This window comes from Streptomyces sp. NPDC096323 (genome assembly GCF_040302845.1).
In the GTDB taxonomy this organism is placed as follows: Bacteria; Actinomycetota; Actinomycetes; order Streptomycetales; family Streptomycetaceae; genus Streptomyces.
Genome location: NZ_JBEOSI010000001.1, coordinates 351,945 through 373,730, shown reverse-complemented (window position 1 = coordinate 373,730; position 21,786 = coordinate 351,945). Strand labels below are relative to the sequence as shown.

Annotated in this window: 16 protein-coding genes and 1 pseudogene; 12 read left to right on the top strand and 5 right to left on the bottom strand. The window is 68.7% G+C overall.

Annotated features, from left to right (window positions below; all coding sequences use genetic code 11):
- Positions 1-145 precede the first annotated feature (145 nt).
- Genes ABTX18_RS01585 through ABTX18_RS01575 form a run of 3 tightly spaced genes read right to left on the bottom strand, consistent with a single transcriptional unit; the run spans position 146 to position 3,014 of the window.
- Positions 146-994 carry a citryl-CoA lyase gene (locus ABTX18_RS01585; RefSeq protein ID WP_352120703.1) on the bottom strand — a complete coding sequence of 283 codons (849 nt, stop codon included), beginning with the start codon at positions 992-994 and terminating at the stop codon, positions 146-148.
- On the bottom strand, positions 991-2,190 hold the full coding sequence (locus tag ABTX18_RS01580) for a CaiB/BaiF CoA transferase family protein (RefSeq protein ID WP_352120702.1): 1,200 nt from the start codon (positions 2,188-2,190) through the stop codon (positions 991-993). Before ABTX18_RS01580 ends, ABTX18_RS01585 begins: the two co-directional genes overlap by 4 nt.
- A gap of 56 nt (positions 2,191-2,246) precedes the next feature.
- On the bottom strand, positions 2,247-3,014 hold the full coding sequence (locus ABTX18_RS01575) for an IclR family transcriptional regulator (RefSeq protein ID WP_352120701.1): 768 nt from the start codon (positions 3,012-3,014) through the stop codon (positions 2,247-2,249).
- A gap of 211 nt (positions 3,015-3,225) precedes the next feature.
- Here ABTX18_RS01575 and ABTX18_RS01570 point away from each other — a divergent pair, with 211 nt between their 5' ends.
- The 7 genes from ABTX18_RS01570 (at position 3,226) to ABTX18_RS01540 (ending at position 11,958) form a co-directional block, all read left to right on the top strand.
- On the top strand, positions 3,226-4,728 hold the full coding sequence (locus ABTX18_RS01570) for an aldehyde dehydrogenase family protein (protein ID WP_352120700.1): 1,503 nt from the start codon (positions 3,226-3,228) through the stop codon (positions 4,726-4,728).
- On the top strand, positions 4,725-6,473 hold the full coding sequence (locus tag ABTX18_RS01565) for a thiamine pyrophosphate-binding protein (RefSeq protein WP_352120699.1): 1,749 nt from the start codon (positions 4,725-4,727) through the stop codon (positions 6,471-6,473). Before ABTX18_RS01570 ends, ABTX18_RS01565 begins: the two co-directional genes overlap by 4 nt.
- 5 nt (positions 6,474-6,478) lie before the next feature.
- Positions 6,479-7,633, top strand: a complete 1,155-nt coding sequence (locus ABTX18_RS01560) for an ABC transporter substrate-binding protein (RefSeq protein WP_352120698.1) — start codon at positions 6,479-6,481, stop codon at positions 7,631-7,633.
- Between the two features lie 51 nt (positions 7,634-7,684).
- The gene (locus tag ABTX18_RS01555) at positions 7,685-8,554 is read left to right on the top strand and encodes a branched-chain amino acid ABC transporter permease (RefSeq protein ID WP_352120697.1); all 870 of its coding nucleotides are present in this window, start codon (positions 7,685-7,687) and stop codon (positions 8,552-8,554) included.
- Positions 8,551-10,386, top strand: coding sequence for a branched-chain amino acid ABC transporter ATP-binding protein/permease (locus ABTX18_RS01550; RefSeq protein WP_352120696.1), 1,836 nt, complete (start codon positions 8,551-8,553; stop codon positions 10,384-10,386). Before ABTX18_RS01555 ends, ABTX18_RS01550 begins: the two co-directional genes overlap by 4 nt.
- Positions 10,383-11,135 carry an ABC transporter ATP-binding protein gene (locus ABTX18_RS01545; RefSeq protein ID WP_352120695.1) on the top strand — a complete coding sequence of 251 codons (753 nt, stop codon included), beginning with the start codon at positions 10,383-10,385 and terminating at the stop codon, positions 11,133-11,135. Before ABTX18_RS01550 ends, ABTX18_RS01545 begins: the two co-directional genes overlap by 4 nt.
- A gap of 319 nt (positions 11,136-11,454) precedes the next feature.
- Positions 11,455-11,958 (top strand): lamin tail domain-containing protein, encoded by a 504-nt coding sequence (locus tag ABTX18_RS01540; RefSeq protein ID WP_352120694.1) that lies wholly within the window; start codon positions 11,455-11,457, stop codon positions 11,956-11,958.
- Positions 11,959-12,029: 71 nt separating this feature from the next.
- Here the strand turns inward: ABTX18_RS01540 and ABTX18_RS01535 are convergent, their stop codons facing one another.
- Positions 12,030-14,015 (bottom strand): SpoIIE family protein phosphatase, encoded by a 1,986-nt coding sequence (locus ABTX18_RS01535; RefSeq protein WP_352120693.1) that lies wholly within the window; start codon positions 14,013-14,015, stop codon positions 12,030-12,032.
- Between the two features lie 473 nt (positions 14,016-14,488).
- Between ABTX18_RS01535 and ABTX18_RS01530 the strand changes: the two are divergent.
- The 5 genes and pseudogenes from ABTX18_RS01530 to ku form a co-directional block, all read left to right on the top strand.
- Positions 14,489-15,115 (top strand): annotated as a pseudogene (locus tag ABTX18_RS01530) (FAD-dependent monooxygenase); the annotation flags it as partial.
- A 453-nt stretch (positions 15,116-15,568) separates the two neighbouring features.
- Positions 15,569-17,758 (top strand): FhaA domain-containing protein, encoded by a 2,190-nt coding sequence (locus tag ABTX18_RS01525; protein ID WP_352120692.1) that lies wholly within the window; start codon positions 15,569-15,571, stop codon positions 17,756-17,758.
- 297 nt (positions 17,759-18,055) lie between these two features.
- Positions 18,056-18,421: a hypothetical protein gene (locus tag ABTX18_RS01520; protein WP_352120691.1), complete on the top strand. Its 366-nt coding sequence runs from the start codon at positions 18,056-18,058 to the stop codon at positions 18,419-18,421.
- 106 nt (positions 18,422-18,527) lie between these two features.
- On the top strand, positions 18,528-19,718 hold the full coding sequence (locus ABTX18_RS01515) for a PP2C family protein-serine/threonine phosphatase (protein WP_352120690.1): 1,191 nt from the start codon (positions 18,528-18,530) through the stop codon (positions 19,716-19,718).
- Positions 19,719-19,870: 152 nt separating this feature from the next.
- Entirely contained in the window at positions 19,871-20,788 is a 918-nt protein-coding gene (gene ku / locus ABTX18_RS01510; protein ID WP_352120689.1) for a non-homologous end joining protein Ku, read from the top strand.
- Positions 20,789-20,803: 15 nt separating this feature from the next.
- On the opposite strand, the gene ABTX18_RS01505 is transcribed toward ku, so the two are convergent.
- Positions 20,804-21,628 carry a sigma factor-like helix-turn-helix DNA-binding protein gene (locus ABTX18_RS01505; RefSeq protein ID WP_352120688.1) on the bottom strand — a complete coding sequence of 275 codons (825 nt, stop codon included), beginning with the start codon at positions 21,626-21,628 and terminating at the stop codon, positions 20,804-20,806.
- Between the last annotated feature and the right edge of the window lie 158 nt (positions 21,629-21,786).

Sequence of the window (21,786 nt, the reverse complement as noted above, 5' to 3'; positions counted from 1 at the left end):
CCCGGTCCACCTGATGGTCCGGTGGATGGCGAGGGTAAGAGAGTGAGAAGCGGATCTTGGTCCGCTGTGCGGTTTACTAGGCCCGCATGGTGGTCGCCGAGAGGCGCTTCCATACGTTAAGGACGCGGCAGCGGCCTGGCAAGGGTCACGACGCGGATTCCTCGTCGGCGCGCGGAGCGACAGGGTGCAGGCGGGCGGGCAGGACGGAGCGGGGGATGGGGCCCTTGTTCCGTCGGCCCTGACCGGTCTCCTCCCAGGCGTGCGCCAGGATGCCCACCGAGCGGCTGATGACGAACAGGCCCCTGGCGAGCGGTGCGGGGAAACCGAGTTCGGCGTAGATGACGGCCGTGGCGCCGTCGATGTTCATCGGTACGGGGCGTGCGCCGGCGCGCCGATGCCGCAGGGCGCGTTCGACGGCCAGGGCCGCCTGAAGGTGTTCGCCTGCCACGACTCCCGCGGCCACCGCCTCCTCCGTCAGCTTCAGGAGTGGATCGCGGCGGGGGTCGACGGGGTGGAAGCGATGGCCGAAGCCCGGAAGGTAGCGTGAACGCGCCTGGCGCAGGGCCATGACCTCGCGGGCGGCCGCGTCCCAGTCCTGGCTCTCCGCATGAAGGGTGCGGATCTCCTCAAGCATGTCCACGCACTGCTGGCCGGCTCCGCCATGGACGTCACCGAGCATGTTGACGCCGGTGGCGATCGCGTTGTTGAGCCCTACCCCGCAGGTGGCTGCCATGCGCGCGGCAGCGATCGACGGCGCCTGGGGGCCATGATCCACACCTGCTACGAGGGCCGCTTCCAGCAGCGCGGACTGGCGTGGTGACGGAAGCGACCCGCGCAGCAGGAGCCACAGGATGTCCACCAGGCCGACCGAACCGATCAAGTCCTGCACGGGCCGGTCCCGCAGTTCGATGGAACCGGGTTCGATGTGGCTGACTGCGGTGGCCCACCACTGTGCGGCCTCGTCGTGGGCGGATGCGGACGTGGACGCACTCATGAACGTGTCGCCTCCTTCGCGGCAGTGGCGGACCAGCGGGATGCGAGCTCGGCCCGTTCGTGGTTGTGCTCACCCAGCAGTGGCGGTGGTGTCCGAGGCAGGAACGCCTCTCCGTCGAAAAGCACCCCGCTCCCAAGAACGGGCAAGGCGGTGCCCGAGGCATCGGGCCTGCGGAGCTCGGAGATGAACCCCCGGTGCCGCAACTGGGGCTGGGAGAGGGCCTGCGGGACGGTGAGGACACGGGCCGCAGGCACTCCGGCGGCGGTCAGCAGTTGTTCCCACTCCGCGGCCGGGCGCCCTGAAAGGGCATGGTTGAGCGCGGTGTTCAGTTCCTCGCGATGGGCTTTACGGCCTTCCCGTTCGATGAAGCGGGGATCGGTGACGAGCTCGGGAGCGCCGACCAGCCGGCACAGGGTCTCGAACTGGCGCTGCTGGTTCGCGGCGATGTTCAGTGGTCCGTCCGCCGTGCGGAAGGTGCCGGAGGGCGCGGCCGTCGCGTTCTGGTCCCCCATCGGTTCCGGGGGGACTCCGCTGACCATGTAGTTCGAGACGGCCCATCCCATGGCCGACAGCGAAGTCTCCAGCATGGAGACGTCCAGCCGGCTGCCCTGTCCCGTGCGTTCCCGGTGCAGCAGCGCGGCGCTGACCGCGAGGGCCGCGGACAGTCCGCCCGTGGTGTCGCACACCGGGAATCCGACCCGGAGGGGAGCGGTGTCGGCGGTGCCGGTGACGCTCATCATCCCGGAGAGCCCCTGGATGATCTGGTCGTACGCCGGTGCATCGCTCATCGGACCGCTCTGACCGAAGCCGGATATGGAACAGCAGACCAGCCTGGGGTTGATCTGGTCGAGTCGTTCCTGGTCGTAGCCCATCCGTGAGAGCACCCCGGCGCGGAAATTCTCCAGGAGGACATCGGCGCCGGCGAGCATCTCCTCGAAGACGTCGCGGTCGGCAGGGTCCTTGAGGTCGAGCTCCACGGACTTCTTGCCCGCGTTCTGGGCCAGGAAGGAAGCCCCGATCCCGGCACGGTTCAGTTCGGCGTCGGGGCCGAGGTTGCGGGCGAGATCGCCTTGTCCGGGTCGCTCGATCTTGATGACCTCCGCCCCGAGGAGCATGAGGTGGTAACTGCAGTACGGCCCTGCCAGGACGTTCGTCAGGTCCAGGACTCTTATGTCGTCGAGCGGTCGCACATCCATAGATGTTGTCTCCTCACGCGGCGCCGTCGGACGGCACCGCTTTTCCGGCACGGTGGTCAGCCCCGCGGACCCAGGGGGTGGTCGAATCCCTGCGACATGATCTGCGCGGCCACCTGGAGCAGGTCCTGGGCGAAATCGTCGATCGCGTCCTGGGTGATGCGTGCGCTGGGACCGCTGAGGGAGAGCGAGGCGACGACCACACCGGACGAGGTGGTGAGCGGCACCGCCACGGCGGTGAGGCCGACGTCGCGCTCGCCGTGGCTCACCGCGTATCCCTGACGCCTGGTCTGATCCGCCCACTCCCGCAGGCGCTCGACATGCGGCTTGCCGTGCGGTGAGGCCAGCGCGATCCGCTGCAGCAGCGCGTCGCTCGCGTCGGCCAGCAGCACCTTGGACGAAGCGCCCGCCCACAGCGGCAGCTCGTCGCCCACGCGCACCACGTGGCGCAGCGGCTGAGGGCTCTCCTGCTGCGCTACGCAGACACGGTGGATGTCGCGCCGGATCATCACGTTCGCCGTCTCGCCGCGCCGGTCCGCCAGCGCGCGCAGCAGCTTGATCGTCTCCTGTGGCAACTCCCAGCCCCGGTGCGCCAGATGTGCCCAGCGCCACAGGCCCGGCCCTGCCGTGTATCCCGCGTCCGTGGACCAGAGCAGTCCGTACCCCTCGAGCGTCTGCACCAGCCTGACCACGGTGGTCTTCGCCAGGCCCGTCGCCTCCACCATGGTCTTGAGTGAGACGACGGGCTGGTCCTCGGTCAGCAGCGACAGGATGTCCAGGGCCCGGCGCACACTGCGCACGCCTCCCGGTCCTTGATCGGAATCCATGGTTCCTCCTTTGTGAGGTCTGTGTTGTAGTGCCTGTCAGGGATACACCAGGCGGGCGCCAGGTTCGCCCGGTGCCACCGATTCGGTGCGAAACCTGAGAATTCAACTTCTTTCGTCCGGCCTATTGCCAAGCCCAACCGGCGCCCGTACGTTACACGCCAGTCCACAAGGCGGTCTACGGAAACCGCTAGATGGCTTGTCTGGAGAAGTGATGCTGGAAGTCATCCTCAAATCTGTCGCCGATGCGGATGTCGTCGACGCACAGCCCTTCCTGGCGGGCACTTGGTCCGGTGACGGGCCGGCCTCGGAACGAATAGGCCCCTACCTGCGGCGCGTCGTCAGCCGGGCGCCCTCCGCCCTGCCCGCCGAAATCGACCAGGCAGTCGCGAACGCCCGCCGTTACGCTCCGCAGGTCGCCACCCTCGCTCCCGCGGCGCGGGCCGAGATCCTGCAGCGCGCCTCGGTAGCCGCGCTGGCCCACCGGGACCAACTGGCCGAGCTGCTCGCTCGGGAGCTGGGGAAGCCGGTCAAGGACAGCCGCGTCGAGATCGAGCGGGTCGCCTCCACGTTCGAGGTCTGCGCGGCCGAAGCCCGGCGCATCGACGGAGAGACCCTGCCGGTCGCGGGCTGGAACACAGGTGTCGGCAACAGCGCCTTCACCTACCGGGCCCCCGCCGGAATCGCCCTGGCGATCACGCCTTTCAACGCTCCGGCGAACCTGCTGGCCCACAAGCTCGGTGCCTCGTTCGCCGCAGGCAACACCACGCTCGTGAAGGCCCCGCCGCAGGCACCCGCCATCTCGGCGGCCGTGGTGGCCCTGCTGCTGGACAGCGGTATGCCCTGTCAGGCGGTTCAGTTGCTGCATGGCGGGGGAGACGTCGGCGCCGCGCTGTGCGCGGCCACCGAGGTCGACGTCATCAGCTTCACCGGAAGCGCCGCCACCGGAGCGGCCGTCGCACGCGCCGCCGGCGCCAAGCGACTGGCCCTGGAACTCGGCGGCAACGCCGCCACCATCGTGTGCGAGGACGCCGACATCGAGGCAGCGGCCAAGACCGCGGCGCGCACCGGATACAGCAACTCCGGGCAGAGCTGCATCTCCGTCCAGCGCGTCTACGTGCACCGCAGCCGCTACGCCGACTTCCTCGAAACCTTCGCCGCCGCCGTCGACACCCTCGTTATCGGTGACCCGATGGACCCCCTGACCGACATCGGGTCCATGGTCGACGAGGACGCGGCCGAACGAGTCGTCCGTTGGTCGGCCGAAGCCAAGGAACTCGGCGCCACGGTGCTGCGAGGCGGTACGCGTGACGGAGCCACCGCGACCCCGACGATCATCGCCGGACCGCCGGCGAACGCCTCGGTCGTCGTCCACGAGGTCTTCGGCGCACTCGTCGCTGTGATGCCGTACGACGACTTCGACACCGTCATCGGTGAATGCAACGCCAGCCGCTATGGACTGCAGGCCGGCCTCTACACCCACGACATCAACCGCATCTTCACCGCCTGGCGCCGTCTGGAGGTGGGTGGCCTCATCGTCAACGGCACTTCGAACTACCGCCTGGACCACATCCCGTTCGGCGGGGTCAAGGACTCCGGGTTCGGCCGGGAGTCGCCGCGCTGGCTGATCGACGACTACACCGTCGTCAAGACCCTCATGCTCCGCGGCCTGTCCATCTGGGGCGATCGCCACGACCTCACGAAAGAGAACCAGTGACCACCGTTACCGCCGCCGAAGCTCTTGTCACCCAACTGGAGTCGTATGGCGTCGAATACGTCTTCGGCACCTGCGGGCACACCAACATCGCCCTCCTCGACGCCCTCGGCCCCAGCTCCATCCACTTCGTGATCGCCCGGCACGAACAGGCCGCCGCCCACGCCGCCGACGGCTATGCCCGCGCGTCCGGGAAGCCCGGTGTCCTGCTCACGCACGTCGGCCCGGGCATGATGAACGCGGTCACCGGCGTCGCCACGGCCGCCATGGACTCCGTCCCACTTATCGTCATCTCCGGAGACATCCCCTCCTACTACTACGGTCGTCACCCGCACCAGGAGGTCAACCTCCACGCGGACGCCGACCAGACCGCGATCTACCGGCCCTTCTGCAAGCGCGCCTGGCCCGTCCAGCGCACCGCCGATCTGCCCCGGACACTTGAGCGCGCCTTCTGGACCGCGACCTCGGGCCGCCCCGGCGCCGTGCTCGTCAACGTCCCGATGGACCTCTTCTCACGCCAGGTCGAGCCGTACGCCCCCGGATCGCACGCCATACCCGACAGTGCTCTCCCCGGACTCACCGAGGAGACCGCCCAGCGAATCGCCCGGGCCCTGGTCGACGCCGAGCGCCCCCTCATCTACTTCGGCGGCGGACTGCGCACCCCCGATGCCAAGCAGGCGCTGCTCGCGCTGGCCGACCACCTCGACATCCCGCTCGCCCACTCCCTCATGGGCAAGGGCGCCATCCCCGACCGACACCCCCTGCTGCTCGGCATGCCCGGCTTCTGGGGCCTGGACTCCACGCACGCCCATACGAAGGACGCCGACCTGGTGCTGGCTCTGGCCACGCGGTTCGCCGAGACCGACGCCAGCTCCTGGGAAGCCGCCTACACCTGGAACTTCCCGCCGAGCAAGCTCATCCAGATCGACATCGACCCGGCGGAGATCGGCCGCAACTACCCGGTGGCGATCGGCGCGGTCGCCGACGTCGGCCACTCCGTGCGCGCCATCGAGGCAGCCGTCCGCGCTCTCCAGCCGGAGCCCACCCGCCGGCCGGGACTGCGGGAAACCATCGCCACCAGCCGTGCCCAGCTCTTCGCCACCGCTGACGAGAACGGGGCCAGTGACAGCTTCCCGCTGCGCCCCCAGCGCATCCTCGCCGACCTGCGGGCAACCCTCCCCGCCGACGCCATCCTGGTGACCGACGTCGGCTGGAACAAGAACGGCGTCGCCCAGTCCTACGACCTGCCTCCCGAGGGCCGCTTCATCACCCCCGGCGGAGCCTCCACGATGGGCTTCGGCCCGGCCGCCGCAGTGGGCGTGCAGATGGCACAGCCGCAGCGCACCGTGGTCGCCCTCATCGGCGACGGCGGGATGAGCGCCCAGCTGCCGGCCGTCCCGATGGCGGTGGAGCAGGGTCTGCCGGTCATCTTCGCCGTGATGAACAACCGCGCCCACGGCACCATCTCCGACCTCCAGCGCTCCAACTACGGCCGCGGGTACGGATGCGACTTCACCGGCCCCGACGGTGAGTCCTACAGCCCCGACTTCGCCGCATACGGAAGGTCCTGCGGGGCCGACGGCTACGAGGTGTCCACCGCCGAAGAACTGGCGAAGGTACTCGCCACGGCAGTGGAGCGACGACGGCCCGCCGTCATCGACATCCCCATGGTCAACGAGCCGGTCCCCACGCCCGGCCACTGGAACATCAACGACATCTACCAGGGCAAGTTTCAGGACGAAGGATGATTCCCATGCGCGCAAGAAACCGTCACATCGTCACCGTTCCGGCCGTCGTCCTCGGCGCTCTCCTCGCCGCTTCCGCGTGCAGCGCCCCCGGTGACTCCTCCTCCGACGACGCGGACGGCAGCGGTCCCATCAAGCTCGCCGTGGTGGACGCGCAGAGCGGACAGCTCGCCTCACTGGGGGACTGGGAGGCCAAGGGTGCCAAACTCGCGGTCGAGGAATGGAACAAGAAGGGCGGCATCGACGGCCGCAAGATCGATCTGACGGTCTTCGACGATCAGGGCGACCCGACCACCGGTACCAACATCGCGCGCAAGCTGGACAGCGGGAACTACGTCGCGATGATCGGCACGGCGGAAAGCGCCGTCACCGTGGCCATGGCCCCGATTCTCAAGCAGGCGGAAATACCCAACATCACCTCCGGCCAGGCCACCGCGCTCGTCGACGTGAAGAGCCCTTTCCTCTTCCTCAATGGCCCCACCAGCACCACCTATGACGCCACACTGGCCGACTACCTGGTCAAGACCAGGAAGTTCAAGAAGATCGCGATGATCTCCAACAACGGCTCCTACGGCAAGGGTGAGCACGACGCCTTCACTGCCGCGCTCAAGGAGGCGGGCATCACCCCGGTCACCGACCAGGTCGTCACCACGGACCAGAAGGACTTCAGCGCCTCCCTCTCCCGCATCCGCCAGGCCGGACCCGATGCCGTCTTCATCGGCTCGGAGGAGGTCGAGGCCGGCCTCATCGTGAAGCAGGCCCGCGACCTGGGCATCACCGCCCCGTTCGCCGGCGCGGCCCCGCAGGGCACCCCGGTCTTCATCGACACCGCCGGTGCCGCGAACGCCGAGGGCACGATCGTCAGCTCGCCCTACCTGAGCAACGAGATCAGTGACGCCAGCCGCGCCTTCGCCACGGCCTACAAGGCCAAGTACGGCAAGGACGCCGAACTCCACGGAGCCAAGGCATACGACGGCACCAACATCGTGCTCACCGCACTGAAGAACAGCGGCGGCGCCACCGGAAAGAAGCTCGCCGACGAGATCCGGGCCACCAAGTACACCGGCCTGCTCGGCAACTTCGCCTACGACGAGACCGGCGTCGGCATCTTCAAGACCACCATCGGCATCATCAAGGACGGAAAGCTCTCCGCAGCTCAGTAACCAGCCCGTCGAGCCGAGAGCCGGGCTCCGCACCGGCACCAGGGAGCCACCATGCAAGTAACCCTGCAGACCCTCGTCGGAGGACTCAGCCTCGGAGCGATCTACGCACTGATCGCTGTCGGATTCTCCGTCGTCTACCGCACCATGGGCCTGGTCAACTTCGCCCACGCCGACGTCGCAATGATCGGCGCCTACGCCGCCTCCACGTTCTACCTCACCACGCACATGCCGTTCATCGCGGCCACGGTCATCTCCATCGTCGTCACCGGCATCATCGGTCTGGTCATCGAGCGGGTCCTGCGCCCGCTCGAGAACAAGGACTTCGACCTGATGCTGATCGGCACCATCGGCTTCGGCACCGTCCTCCAGGCAGCCGCCACCCTGATCTGGGGGACCACCGGGCGAGCCATGCCCTCGCCGATCACTTCCGGGCCCATCGACGTCATGGGCATCCGCATCCGCACGTACGACCTGATGGTCATCGCGATCACCGCGACAGCCGTGGTCCTGCTCACCCTGTTCCTCCAGCGCACCAAGCCCGGAGCCGCCATGCAGGCGGTGGCCATGGACCATGAGGCCGCCACCGCGGTCGGCATCCATGTCGGCCGGAGCAACGCCCTGGCCTTCGCGATCGGGGCCGGCCTCGCGGCCCTGGCCGGCAGCCTCGCCGGCCCCATGCTCTACGTCGACGCCACCCTGGGGGGCGCCCTCGGTGTGAAGGGGTTCGCGGCCGCCATGCTCGGAGGCTTCGGCAGCGTCCCGGGAGCAGTGGTGGGCGGCCTGGCCATCGGCGTCCTCGACTCCTACGCGGGCGACCACTTCCAGGGCTACTCGGTCCTGGTCACCTTCCTGGTCTTCACCGTAGCCATCATGATCCGCCCGACCGGAATCTTCGGCGAAAGGACGGTGAGCCGGGCATGAGCATCCTCAAATCCAAGCCGGTGCTCATCCTGCTGGGATGCGTGGCCGCCTATCTGCTGCCGTACGGCCTGAACAGCTACTCGATGCACGTCGTGGACATCGCGATCATCTTCGCGTTGCTCGCCATCGGCATGGGTCTCGTCATGGGCGTCGCGGGCCAGATCAACCTGGCGCAGGTCGCCTTCTTCGGTGTCGGCGCGTACACGACGGCCATCCTCACCACCCACTCCGGCTTCGGCTTCTGGACCGCGGCGATCGTCGGGCTGGCGGCCACCGTCCTGGTAGGACTGCTCGTCGGGCTGCCGGCGTTGCGGATGCAGTCCCACTACCTCGGCATCGTCACGCTCGGCCTGGCGCTGGGATTCGTCAACTGGATCACCAACGCGGAAATCACCGGGGGAGCGGACGGCATCTCGGGTATACCGGTGCCGCCGTTCTTCGGGGTGGATCTCGCCGACGAGTACCTCTACTACTACCTGGAGATCGTGGTCTTCGGGCTCGCCCTCGCGTTCGGCACCTTCGTCGTACGGACCCGGCTCGGGCGCAGGCTCCGCGCCATGCGGGACGACGCCCTTGCCGCCGGCGCGATGGGCGCGGAGATCCCGCTGCTGCGGATGACCGCGTTCATGCTCGCCAGCGTGTACGGAGGTGCGGCGGGCATCCTGTACGCCGGTCTCATCCGGTACGTCGCCCCCGAGACCTTCAGCCTCAGCAACATGTTCCTGCTGCTGGCCATGGTCATCATCGGAGGCCGCCGCAGCCTCGTCGGCTGTGTCGTCGGCGCGGTCGGTCTCGTACTGATCCGTGAGGCACTCGTCGACTTCGCCGTCTACGCGCAGCTCGGCTACGGAATCGTCGTCGTCCTCATGGTGGTCTTCGCCCCCACCGGCCTTGCCGGCATCCCGGAACGTATCCGGCAGGCCATCAACCGGCGCAAGAAGACCGAGGACGTACGGGCCGCCGAGCTGGGTCCCTACCTGCCCGACGCGGACTCCACTGATCAGTTGCCCGACAGGGAGGCCGACAGTGGGCCGGCGCTGGAGATCAGCCACCTCACCAAGCGGTTCGGGGCTCTGGCGGCGCTCGACGACGTCAACCTCACCGTGCATCACGGCGAGATCCGGGGCATCGTCGGCCCGAACGGGTCCGGCAAGACGACCCTGTTCAACGTCATCAGCGGCCTCTACCGGCCCACCCAGGGCCGCGTGGTGGCGTCCGGCCGCGACATCAGCCGGGCCCGGCCCTACCTGCTCTCCCTTTGGGGAATGGCGCGGACGTTCCAGAACCTGCGCCTGTTCTCGCAGATGACCGTCCGCGAGAACATCCTCGTCGTCCTCGACCGCTCCCGCACCACAGCGGCCTGGCAGTACGCCGTGTGGCCCGTCGGCGTCCTGTCCACCGAACGCCGCCTGCAGGCCGAGGCGGACCGCATCCTGAAGGCATACGGGCTCACCGCCTTCGCGGACGCGCATCCGCAGTCCCTCCCGTACGGCATCCAGCGGCGGATCGAGATCGCGAGGGCCATGGCGGGAAGGCCCCGCCTGCTTCTCCTGGATGAGCCGGCGGCCGGTCTCAACGGTGAGGAGGTCGGCCAGCTCTCGGCGATCGTCCGTTCCATCCGCGACCAGGGCATCACCGTCGTTCTCATCGAACACAACATGGGACTGGTCATGTCGCTCTGCGAACGGATCACCGTTCTGGCGGCCGGCACGGTCATCGCAGAGGGGACACCCGCCGAAGTGGCGGCGACCCCCGAGGTCATCGAGGCGTACCTCGGCGACTCGGCACCCGTCGACATCCCCGTTCCCGCCGTACAGGAGATACCGCGATGACCACGAAAACCGACGGGCCCACCGCGCCGAAAACGGGCACCGACCACCTCGTCGTGACCGACCTGACCGTCCACTACGGCGGCGTCTGCGCGGTGAGGTCGGTAGCGCTGAGCGTCGCGCCCGGTGAGTCGATGGGCATCATCGGCTCCAACGGCGCCGGCAAGACGTCCACGCTCAAGGCGCTCATGGGGCACATCCCGCGCACGAGCGGCCGGATCACCCTCGGAGACACCGACCTCAGCACAGTACGAGCCCGTGACATGGTCCGTCACGGCGTGGGTTACGTGCCCGAGGGCCGCCATGTGTTCTCCGGGCTCTCCGTCGAGAAGAACCTGCTGCTCGGCGCGTACCACCTGTCGTGGAAGGGCGAAACCCGGGACACCCTGGCCCACGTGTACGACCTCTTCCCCATCCTGAGGGACTTCCGGAGCCGGGCCGCCGGAGATCTGTCCGGCGGCCAGCAGCAGATGCTGGCCATCGGCAGGGCCCTCATGTCCAGGCCCAGGCTTCTGCTGCTCGACGAACCCTCGATGGGCCTCTCACCGAAACTCATCGAGAACGTCCTGGAGATCCTCGTACGACTGCGTGGCGAGGGGCTCGGGCTGCTCCTGGTCGAGCAGAACGCCAAACTGACGTTCGGGGTGACCAGCCACTGCCTCGTCATGGAGAACGGCTCCGTCGCCATGTCGGGCACGTCCGAGGAACTCGCCCACGACGAACGGGTCCGTCAGATCTACCTCGGGCTGTAAGTGGCCCCGGTCCGGGGCGCCCGCGCCGGGTTCACGTGCCGGTATCCGGCCACCCGCCACGCACTTGGCACGCGCGCCGGACCCGGCTCACCTCCGTTCGCGCGGAGGTGAGCCGTCGTGGGGTGGAGCTCGCGCCCCGGGCGAGGCAGGAGACCGGGGCGCCGTGGAAGCCGCAGGCATCGGCTACGGGTTGCACCAGGGGCACCGCGAGCGCGCCCGGCACGCTGGACACACTTTCATCAGGCTTCCTTCACATGATGGTTACAAGGTTCGGTATGCTCCAGCACGCTCTATCCGCACCATCCAGGGGGGAATCCTCATGCACGCCCGTCATGCCATAGCCACCACCGCGGCTGCCGCCTCGGTCATCGCGCTCGGCCTCGCAACTGCCGCTCCCGCACAGGCTGCCGAGTATTCATCGGCCCTGAAGATCAGGGGCGTGCAGTACGACGCCCCGGGCAAGGACTCCAACAAGTGCTCGGGTGGCAACACCAAGAACGAGTACCTGACCATCAAGAACTACTCGCGCACGCTGACCGTCAACCTCAAGGGTTACGTCGTCAGGGACGCCGCCGGCAACAGGTTCACCTTCAAGGCGGCCCACTACCTGCAGCCCGGCGACTACGTCAGCCTGCGCGGTGCGCGCGGCACCGATTCGGACGCCAAGAACGTCGTCTACCGCCAGAACTGCAACTTCATCTGGAACAACGACAAGGACACCATCTACCTGTACAAGCCCACCGGTGCCCGCGCCGATGTCCACGCGTATACCAAGAAGGCCAACGACCGCGACGGCAACGGCTACATCACCTACCACGGCTGAGCGAACCGGTATCCGCTGAGTCGCTCCGGGCCCGGGTGGCAGGACCGTCGCGGGACCCTCGCCATGGCCCTTCAGGCCGCGTCCGCCCGGAAGGCGATCATGGCCGTGTCGTCGCGGTGGTCGGAGAGGTCCTGCAGTTGCTGGAGCAGGTCCGTGAGGGCGAGACGCCGATGACGGTGTGCTGCCTCGACCAGGTGCCGCTGTCCTTGGGCGAGGGTGGCGGTGGGTCTTTCGATGAGGCCGTCGGTGTAGAGGAGGAGCGTGTCACCCGGTGCCAGGGCGTGGTGGAGTGTGGTGCGTACGGCTCCCGGAATCACACAGAGGGGTGGGTCGGCTTCGGGGCCGGCGAGGTAGCGCGGAGCGCCGTGGGCCGGGATCAGCAACGGCGGCGGATGACCGGCGTTGGACCACGACAACCGCCAGGTGCCGTCCGGCTGCCGCGTCAGGTGGGCGTGTACGACGGTGGTGAAGGGGGCGGCCTCCAGCCCGTCGGCCACGGCGTCGAGTTGCTCGAGAACGTCGCAGGGCGAGGCGCTGAGACCGCAGTTGTACGCCAGGGCGCGCAGCATGCTGCGCATCTGGCCCATCGCGGTGGCGGCGGTGAGGTCATGGCCCGCGACGTCGCCGATGTCGAGCACGAGGGTGTGGTCGGGGAGGGCGAAGGCGTCGTACCAGTCGCCACCGATCTCCCGCGTGCTGCTGGCCGGCTGGTAGCGGGCGGCCAGGGTCGCACCGGGTACGGCCGGCGGCCGGGTGAGGTGGGTGCGCTGCAGGCGCAGGGCGGTTCGGCGGTCCCGGCCGTGCTCGAGGACCGTACGGATGGGCTGCTGGGCGTGGTGGACGACCTCGCGGAGCAGTTCGGTGTCCGCCGCACCCGGTGCCGGGCTGTCACCGCAGGTCGCTGTCGCGGCATAGCCGAGGACGGTGTCCCCGACGGTCAGGGGGATGAGCGTCATGCTGGTGGCTCCGGCGGCCCTGAGCCAGCGCTCGGTGACGGGAGGGACGAAGCCGGACGGTACGTTCCCGTCGGCCGTGAGGGAAAAGGTCTGCGGCTCGCCTCCTTCCAGGATGTGGCGCACGGCTGGGGACACGGCGACGCTCTGGCCCAGCAGGGCCGGCGGAGCGGGCAGCCCCGGGCGTGAGGCCGTGGCGATCCGGGCGGCATACAGGGGCACATGAGCGGGAACCGGCCACTCCTCGTGGGTGAGCGTCAGGATCAGGCACGCGTCCGTGAGTTCCGGAACGAGAGCGTCCACCACGGTCGCGAACGCCTGCGGGAGCCCGGTCTGTGAGCTGTCGGCGATCTGCGCCAGCAGGCGCTCGCGCAGTTGGACACGCCAGGAGTCCTCGATGTCGGCTGTCGCCGCGATCCACTCCGCGACCTGGCCGGCGCGGACGACCGGGACGGCTCGGGTGAACATGTGCCGGTGCTCACCCCGAGGCGTCCGGACACGGAAGGTGAACTCGAAGATGCGGGGAGGGTCCGCGGCGGCCGCTGTCAGCCACGCTTCCCGGAGCGGTTCGCGGTCGCGGGGGTGGATATGCGCGAACCAGTGGTCGTCCGCCCGCGTCCGCCACGGAATGCCGGTCATCGCTTCCCAGCCGGGCACGAGTTCGTTCATGGTCCCGTCCGGTCGCATCACCCACACCATCTGCGATACGGCGGTGGCCAGCGCCTCGTACCGCTGGAGTGTGTCCGTCTCCGCGGTTGTGTCCATGGCGATGGCGAGGATGCCGTCGCCGGTCCGTGTGGCGACCGGTGTGCAGGAGTACACGAAGTGGCGGGCCTGAGCGGCGGCGCCGGGATCTGTCTCACGTGCCCCTGTCACCTGTCGCGGCCGTCCACTCCGACGGACGTCCTCCAGTGCGGACAGGAAACCTCCGGCATCGGGGTCCGGAAAGGCCTCGCGGGCGGGGAGGCCGATGGTGCGCGGACCGAACAGAGTGGTGAAGGCGGCGTTGGCGTACAGCAGGCGGTGCTCCGGCCCCGCCAGCAGCGCGACCGCGGCCACCGCGTCGTCGAAGACGCGTGGATCGGGGAAGGGCGTTGAGCTCACCGAGGGAACGCCCCGGCCGCATCGCCGTAAGGAAGCCGCACAGATGCGGCACCATGCCACGTCTCAGGCATCCGGACACCTCTCGGTCGCACGTCCCATGCTCACTATCGCGTCAGCTCATCCATTCCGACATGCGAGGCACGCGCAGGGGTGACATCCGGTCCGCGGGGCTGTCGGCCCCCGTCGAGATGAGACAGGGCCTGTCGGCAGGCATGGACCATCGACGAAGCCATCACCTGGTTTCCCGACCTCAAAGTGCTCCAGTGTGCAGAGGTGATCGCCTGAACCGCTGCTGGACGCTGCGCCACATGATCCGCGGCGAACCGGGCGGCGCCCACCGCCCCGCGGGCCGGACCGAGGCTTCAGCGTGGTCATGGGGCCACTGTCGGCGTGGCACTCGATCCGAGTCCACCGGTAAACCGACGCCTGATGCCGACAGCCCGCCAACCTTCGCCGGCGCCCGCCGAGGCAGCTCCCACGAGTACGGCTACTCCTGGCTCAGCGTTCTGGCTGCCACCGAGACCAAGCCCTCGGGCATGGCGATCCACGACCTGGGCCTGGCCGGGATGATTCCCCGCGGCCCGGGCACCAGCCGCATCTACCTGCAGTGCGCGGCCGACGACACACCCGGAACGGTGGCCGGACGAGCGTATCTGGAGCGCACTGGAGGCCCGCTTCGGTACCCCGCCCTCGCGTGGCGGGATCCTGTCCAGGCGGATCGTTCCGCTGCGCAGCGTGGTGTCGACCCCATGAGCTACGGCAGGCTGTACCTCCTGGGAGACGCCGCGCACATCGTGCCGCCGATGAGCGCCAAGGGCATACACCTCGCTCTGCACGACGCCGAGGTCTTCGCCCGCGCGGTGATCCGGCAGGCCAAGGAGGGAGATTCCAGCCTCCTCGGCAGCTACTCGCAGACCTGCCTGCCGCACGTCTGGAACTACCAGGCGTTCGCGACGCGGATCACCGGCATCATGCACAACGCCGGATTCACCGGCTACGAAGGCGAGTTCAAGAAGAAGATCGCGCGCGCCGAGCTCCAGCGCCAGTTCGCCTCCGAGTCGGCGAACAAGCTGTTCAGCGAACTGACCGCCGGTACCAACTTGGAGCCCGCGGACGCGGCGGCCTTCGCCCGGGCCCGGGCCCGCACCTGCCAGGACCGAGCGGCGGACGACCACCCTCGCCGGTCCTGGGGACGGGCCCGGGTTTGCACATATGGAACCCGGAGCCCTCACGTAGCGATCACCGGATGGCCGACGTCGGCGCGACACCCGAGGCGACCTGCCGGAAAGATGGAGCCGAGTACAGAGGTGCTCGGTCAGTAGGCCGGGGCTGCGGTCGCTGGGCCCTTGCAGGGCGCCGGGCGCCAGCCATGGCGCGTTCAGAACGCGTATCGAATATGTGGTGCCGACGGCCCCGCGGGCTTTGCATCCGATCTGGTGATTCGTGACGACACAAATGCCAGGCGGTACCCGGTATGGCTAAACCGACACTATGCCAAAATACTATTACCTCATCTGTCTGGGTCGCGACAGATCGGCACCGCGGAGGCTTTGGTGGGAACGCTGAACAGGATCGAACAGCGTTTCGAGTCGCTCGTCAACGGCACGTTCGCCAGGATATTCAAATCTGCAGTACAGCCCCTGGAGTTCGTCGGGGCGCTCCGGCGCGAGTGTGACGTGAACGCCAGGATCTGGGGTCGGGATCACACCATCGTGCCCAACGGCTTCATCGTCGAGCTCAGTCCGGACGATCACGAAATGCACAGCGGGTGCTTGGTCATGCTCGGCGAGGAACTCGTCCAGAAGGTGCGCGAGTACGCCGATGAGCAGGGCTACGCGTTCGTGGGCCCCCTGAAGGTCCAGTTGCAGCGGTCGGAGAACCTGAAGGCCGGGCAGTACCGCGTGCGCAGCCGACTCGAAGCTCTGCCCGAGGTCCAGCGCGCGCTGGAAGTCGACCAGCGCCCGACTCGCCGCCATAAGCAGGTCCTCACGGTCAAGCAGTTCATAGCGATGGAGCTGACGTTCGGCGTGAACGGCAGACTGGCACGAGCGAACAACCCGAGCCCCCTTACCGCAGCGCCGAGGCCACCTCATCTCCCTGGGGCCGTGAAGAGCCACGCAGGGGTTGCCGCCTTCCCTCGGTCGGGCGGGCACGTACGTGCCCGCCCCGTCGGACAAGGCAGGCGTCCCGCGCTTGCCCCAGCGGCAGGCGGGGCCGACCGCCGGCAACTCGGCAGCTCGCCCCAGCCACAGGTCCTGACCGCGGCGCAAGCGCCGGCAGCTCTGGTGCCGGCCGGCGATTTCCGCCGGGCAGAGGCGACAAGCCAGGGATTCGACAGGCAGGCTCCGCCGCCAGGCGCAGAGCACCACCGTGGCCATGCCGACGGCGCTCCGCCCAACCGGCCCCCCAACTCTTCGAAAGGACTCATCGTGACGAACGATCGCGACATCTCCGTCGACGGCGAGCCACAGGCCGACGCACCTGTGGAATCCGTGACCGGCACGCAGATGGCGAACGGGACTGTTCCGCAGGGCGGCCGGGTGGATATCCATCAGGCGGAACCAGGGGACGGCGGGCGGGAGAACCGCACCCCGGTACCCGCAATGGACGAACTCGGGGCCGAGCCACCGGCAGCTCCCTACGCGAGAGGTGCGCTGCTGTCCCCCGGCAGCGGTGGAGTCCCGTCCCACTTCCGGTCGCCGGCCCACCACGGTGCGGCACCCTGGCCGACTCCGGACCGGGGTGGCCGGAGCGGCGCACTGGGGCACAGCGCTGCTGTCGACCTCTCCTCCGACCGCCTGCTGCGCGGTCGGGCCAACGAACGTACCGGACTCAGCCGACTGCGCATCAGCGGCCGTGCCGCTGAGCGGGAGCGCCTGCAGAAGTTGGCCATCCTCCGCACGCCGGTGACGCAATGCCACAGGATCGCGGTCATCAGCCTCAAGGGCGGCGTCGGCAAGACGACCACCACGACCGCTCTCGGCGCGACTCTTGCCACGGAACGTCAGGACCGGGTCGTCGCGATCGACGCCAATCCGGACGCGGGCACCCTCAGCCGCCGCGTGCGTCGTGAGACGAATGCGACCATCCGCGACCTGGTGGCCGAGATCCCGACCCTCACCAACTACATGGCGGTTCGGCGCTTCACCTCCCAGTCCGCGAGCGGTCTCGAGATCCTCGCCAACGAAGCGGATCCCGCTCTGTCGATGGCCTTCAACGACGAGGACTACCGACAGGTGGTCGGCTGCCTGGGACAGCACTACCCGATCGTGCTCACCGACTCCGGAACCGGCCTGCTGCACAGCGCGATGAGGGGGATCCTGGCTCTCGCCGACCAGCTGATCGTCGTAGCCACACCCAGCGTGGACGGCGCGACCAGCGCCAGCACCACCCTGGACTGGCTCAACGCGCACCACTACGAGGACCTCGTCCAGCGGAGCATCACCGTGGTGTCCGAGGCTCGCAGGAAGAGCAAGGCGGTGAAAGTGAACGAAGTGGTGGACCACTTCCGCGCCCGCTGCCGCGGCGTGGTGGTGGTTCCGTACGACGAGCACCTTGCCGAAGGCTCGGAGGTCGGCCTTGAGCAGATGAAGCCACGGACCCGCGAGGCCTACTTCAACCTGGCGACACTCGTGGCCGCGGACTTCCCTCGCACACAGCCCGAGGCCATGCGTTATGCCGCCTCCTACCCCCATTCGGGATACAACGCGGCCAGCATGTTTGCCACCCCCGCGTGGAGTTGAGCCGTCACCGGAGCGGATCCGACGGCGAACATCGAACAGTGCCCCGGCTCACAGCCGGGGCACTGTCGCGTCCGGGAACGCCCGCCGGCGACTGCCCGCAGCGCCGGCGGCGATTGTCGCTGTACGGGAAATGGTGTCCGGGGCAGTATGGGGACAGGGGTGCCGCCGTGTCACCGGTCCGCCTTCGAAAGGATTTCCTAAGCCGGGCCTCATCCACCGTTGACAGAGCGCAGTATGCCGCCGACGTCAGCCGAAGACTGTCGTGACGGGACCGAGGGTGAGCGGGGGGAGATGCCCATGGGCGTTTACGTGTCGATCAGAGGGTGGCTGGAGTGCGACGAGACACAGCTCGCCGCTGTCCGGCAGATCATTTCCTCGCACGAAGACGGCCACTACGCCAACGGATGGGGATTTCCCCGGCGGCACGTCAACTGGACCCACTACCTCTTCTACGGCGCCGACATCCGTGAGCAGGCCCTGGACTGGTTCGCCGGCCAGATCAGGGAGATCGCCCGGATCCCGCCCTCCGACGAAGACGGAGACCTTGTCCGAGGACTGTTCCTTGTCGGCCACGAAGTCGACGGTGCGGCCGAATGGCAGGTCCGCGACGGCCAACTCTTCATCGCCCCGGCCGACACCAGACACCGCTACCTCGACGAATAGCCCGGCGCGCTGCCCCACGCCGATGGCGCAGTGTCGCCCGCGCGCTCCCGCACGTCTCACTCATACGGTTGTCCAGTCGTACTGGCTTCGCCCGGAGAGAGGTGGCATGAGTCCGCACCGCCGTGTGACGGGGCTGCTCCAGCCCGACGTCACGGAATCGGAGACCATCCCGTCGTTGCCGCCCTGGGTGCGGTGGATGCCGCTGGTGCTGACAGGAGCGGCCCTCGCCGTCGACCTGCCCACACCGGGCGCGTGGAGCGGCGACGTGCTGCTGGCCCTCAGCGCGATGACGGCCGCCTGCGTCTACCCGACGGCCCTGGTGGTGCTCATGGCGGTCCTGAACAGCGCCGCGGGCCTGCTGCTCCTGCTGGCCACGCATGTGCAGGCCGAGGGCGGCCATGCGGTGATCGACTACTTCGCCCTGCTCGTCCTGGCCTGGGCGTCGATCCCGCTGTGCCGGCTGCGCCTGTCCCTGTACCGGCGGCTCCAGGGCGCCCAGCAGGCCGCGGAGTACGCACAGCGCGCCGTGCTGCCACCGGTACGGTCATGGCTGGGCCGCATCTGGATCGCGGTGCGCTACGAGGCGGCGTCGCACGCGGCGGCCGTGGGCGGCGACCTCTACGCCGCCGAATCCACCCCGTACGGCGTACGCCTGCTCATCGGTGACGTGCGCGGCAAGGGTCCCGACGCGATCCCGGCGGTGGCGGCCCTGGTCGGCAGCTTCCGTGAGGCGGCGCACCACACGGAGACGCTGCCGCTGCTCGCCCGGCATCTCGACGAGGCGGTCGCCCGGCACATCGGCGACCTGGCCTCCGTACGCGGCGGGGGCGGCTCCCCGGACGAGCAGTTCATCACCGCGGCCGTCGCCGAGATCCCGCCGGGCGGCGGCGAGGTACGTCTCCTGAGCAGGGGCCACTGCCCCGCCTATCTGGCGACCGGGGAGGGCGTGCGGACGTGGGAGCCGGCCGACCCGGGGCTGCCGCTCGGCCTCGGCGATCTGGACATGGGGCCGTGGGAGTACGAGACGCGGTCCTTCGCCCCCGGGGACCTGCTGCTCCTGTGTACGGACGGTCTGCTGGAGGCCCGCGACGCGGACGGCGTCTTCTTCTCTCCGGAGCACGGGCTGAGGGCGTCCTGGCGGCAAGGCCCGCCGACCGTGGTGGAGACGCTGGCCGACCTCGTGCACCGGCACGCCGGCGGGGTCCTCGCCGACGACCTGGCACTGCTCGCCGCGACCGTGTCACCAACAGGCCCGCTCCCGTCTGTCGGCACGGTCGCGGGCGGGGCAGCGGTGTAGGCGGTGCGCACCCCGCCGGCGCGGGACCGCGGCGATGATCCAGATGCGGTCCCGAGGATCCGGCCCAAGGATCGAAGTGCGGCGGTACGGTTCGCGTCCTTGGATCATGTCCTTATGACCCGGCGCGCCGGAGCCTCGACGAGGAGGTGCGTATGCCACGGCCTTTGTGGACGGGGGCGATCAGCTTCGGGCTGGTCACGATCCCCATCAAGATCATCAGTGCGACCGAGGATCACTCGATCCACTTTCGCCAGGTGCATCTGGAGGACATGGGCAGGGTCCGCACGCGCAAGATCTGCTCGATCGACGGCGAGGCAGTGTCGCAGGACGAGATCGGCAAGGGCTACGAGGTCTCCAAGGACGAGGTCGTCACCGTCACCGATCAGGAGCTCGACGCGATGCCGCTCCCGACCGCGAAAGCGATCGAGATCGTCGCCTTCGTCGACGCGGACACCATCGACCCGGTCAGGATCGGCGACAGCTACTACCTCGGAGTCGACGGCGACGTCGCCAAGAAGCCGTACACCTTGCTCCGCAAGGCGCTGGAACGCTCCGACAAGGTCGCCATCGCCAAGTTCGCCTGGCACGGCCGGGAACGGCTCGGCGTGCTCCGGGTCCGCGAGAGCGCCATCGTGCTGCATTCGATGCACTGGCCCGACGAGATCCGTAGTCCGGAATCCCTCGCGCCGAAGGACGTCGACCTGGACGACGACGAGATCGACCGGGCCGTCCAGCTCACCGACACCATGGTCACCGACGACATCTCCCAGTTCCGGGACCACTACCGCGACGCGCTGGAAGAGCTCATCGAGGCCAAGGCGGAGGACAAGGTCCTCCCCGAACCGGCTGAGGACGGGAAGCAGGAATCCGGGAAGGTGATGGACCTGATGGCCGCCCTGAACGCCTCGGTCCAGGCGGCGAAGGAAGGCCGCGGCGAACACGGCGGGGATGCCACGGTGCACGAGATACAGCCCGGCAAGAAGGCGGCGAAGAAGGCACCCGTGAAGAAGGCACCCGCGAAGAAGAGCCCCGCCAGGAAGACCGCGGCGAAGAAGCGCAGCGCGTCCTGAAGAGGTGACGGCTCCTCAGCCTGTGACCGTGGCGAGTGCGATGGCGGTGACAAGCGTCGCTGCCAGCGCGTAGACCGCCAGCGTCAGAAGGCGCATGCGCCGCTCGCTGCCGGCCCGCGTGGACAGGGCGCTGGGCAGCGTCGCGGACGCTCCGTCAGCGACAAGCCTGGTCAACGTGCTGGGCATCGCATCGGAGCCCGTGTCGTCGAGCCCTGGCACCCGTTGAGCGAGAGCGGAGCGTGCCTGCAGCAGTCGGCTTTCGGCGGCCGGAGGGCTTGCTTCCGTCTCGGCGGCTGCCTGAGCGATGCTGAGTCCGAGGCCGTCGCAGAGAAGGGCGATACGGCGGTGCGCCGCGGGCAGTGCGAGCAGGGCCCCGAGGAGCGGGTCGTCCGGAGCGGGTTCGGAGCGTCGGGCCGCGGGCCGCAAGCGGTGCCAGGGCGACAGTGCGTACTCGTATGCCTGAGCGCGCACCCATCCGACGGGGTCGGCGTCGCAGGCGACCTCCGGCCAGTGGTCCCAGGCGCGGTGGAAGGCGTACTCGACGGCTTCGAAGGCGAATCCGCGGTCTCCGGTGAGCAGGCGGATCTGGTGAACGAGCCCTGGCGCGGCGTGCAGGTACAGACCGTCGAAGGCGTCCTCGGGGGTGGTGGCCGACCGGAATGGAGGCCGGTGCGAGGCAGGCTCGAATGGATTTTCTGTAAGTCCGCCGACTCCGTCCGGCGTGCCTTCTCGTTTTTCCGAAGGCGGGACAGGGAGGGCGGGGCGATGCGCCGTGTCGTGACTCATGGCTGTGCGGGGGTACTCCAGACAGAGGTACGCAAGCGGGACAGAGGTACGCATGCGTGCATGTTGATGATGCAGGAAGCTTTTTCCTCACACGATACAGACACGCCCGCTCGCGATATCGCTCCCACGTCGGCGACCGCCTCGATCGTATGAGGTCACCGCCGAGCCACTCGATTGCCCGCACGAATGTCGGGATCCCCTCCGGGTGGCGA

What these genes read in the sequence shown, in the direction of transcription:
- ABTX18_RS01585 (WP_352120703.1), bottom strand. Translation starts at nt 994, where the DNA reads ATGAGTGCGTCCACGTCCGCATCCGCCCACGACGAGGCCGCACAGTGG.
- ABTX18_RS01580 (WP_352120702.1), bottom strand. Translation starts at nt 2,190, where the DNA reads ATGGATGTGCGACCGCTCGACGACATAAGAGTCCTGGACCTGACGAAC.
- ABTX18_RS01575 (WP_352120701.1), bottom strand. Translation starts at nt 3,014, where the DNA reads ATGGATTCCGATCAAGGACCGGGAGGCGTGCGCAGTGTGCGCCGGGCC.
- ABTX18_RS01570 (WP_352120700.1), top strand. Translation starts at nt 3,226, where the DNA reads ATGCTGGAAGTCATCCTCAAATCTGTCGCCGATGCGGATGTCGTCGAC.
- ABTX18_RS01560 (WP_352120698.1), top strand. Translation starts at nt 6,479, where the DNA reads ATGCGCGCAAGAAACCGTCACATCGTCACCGTTCCGGCCGTCGTCCTC.
- ABTX18_RS01555 (WP_352120697.1), top strand. Translation starts at nt 7,685, where the DNA reads ATGCAAGTAACCCTGCAGACCCTCGTCGGAGGACTCAGCCTCGGAGCG.
- ABTX18_RS01550 (WP_352120696.1), top strand. Translation starts at nt 8,551, where the DNA reads ATGAGCATCCTCAAATCCAAGCCGGTGCTCATCCTGCTGGGATGCGTG.
- ABTX18_RS01545 (WP_352120695.1), top strand. Translation starts at nt 10,383, where the DNA reads ATGACCACGAAAACCGACGGGCCCACCGCGCCGAAAACGGGCACCGAC.
- ABTX18_RS01540 (WP_352120694.1), top strand. Translation starts at nt 11,455, where the DNA reads ATGCACGCCCGTCATGCCATAGCCACCACCGCGGCTGCCGCCTCGGTC.
- ABTX18_RS01520 (WP_352120691.1), top strand. Translation starts at nt 18,056, where the DNA reads ATGGGCGTTTACGTGTCGATCAGAGGGTGGCTGGAGTGCGACGAGACA.
- ABTX18_RS01515 (WP_352120690.1), top strand. Translation starts at nt 18,528, where the DNA reads ATGAGTCCGCACCGCCGTGTGACGGGGCTGCTCCAGCCCGACGTCACG.
- ku (WP_352120689.1), top strand. Translation starts at nt 19,871, where the DNA reads ATGCCACGGCCTTTGTGGACGGGGGCGATCAGCTTCGGGCTGGTCACG.
- ABTX18_RS01505 (WP_352120688.1), bottom strand. Translation starts at nt 21,628, where the DNA reads ATGCGTACCTCTGTCCCGCTTGCGTACCTCTGTCTGGAGTACCCCCGC.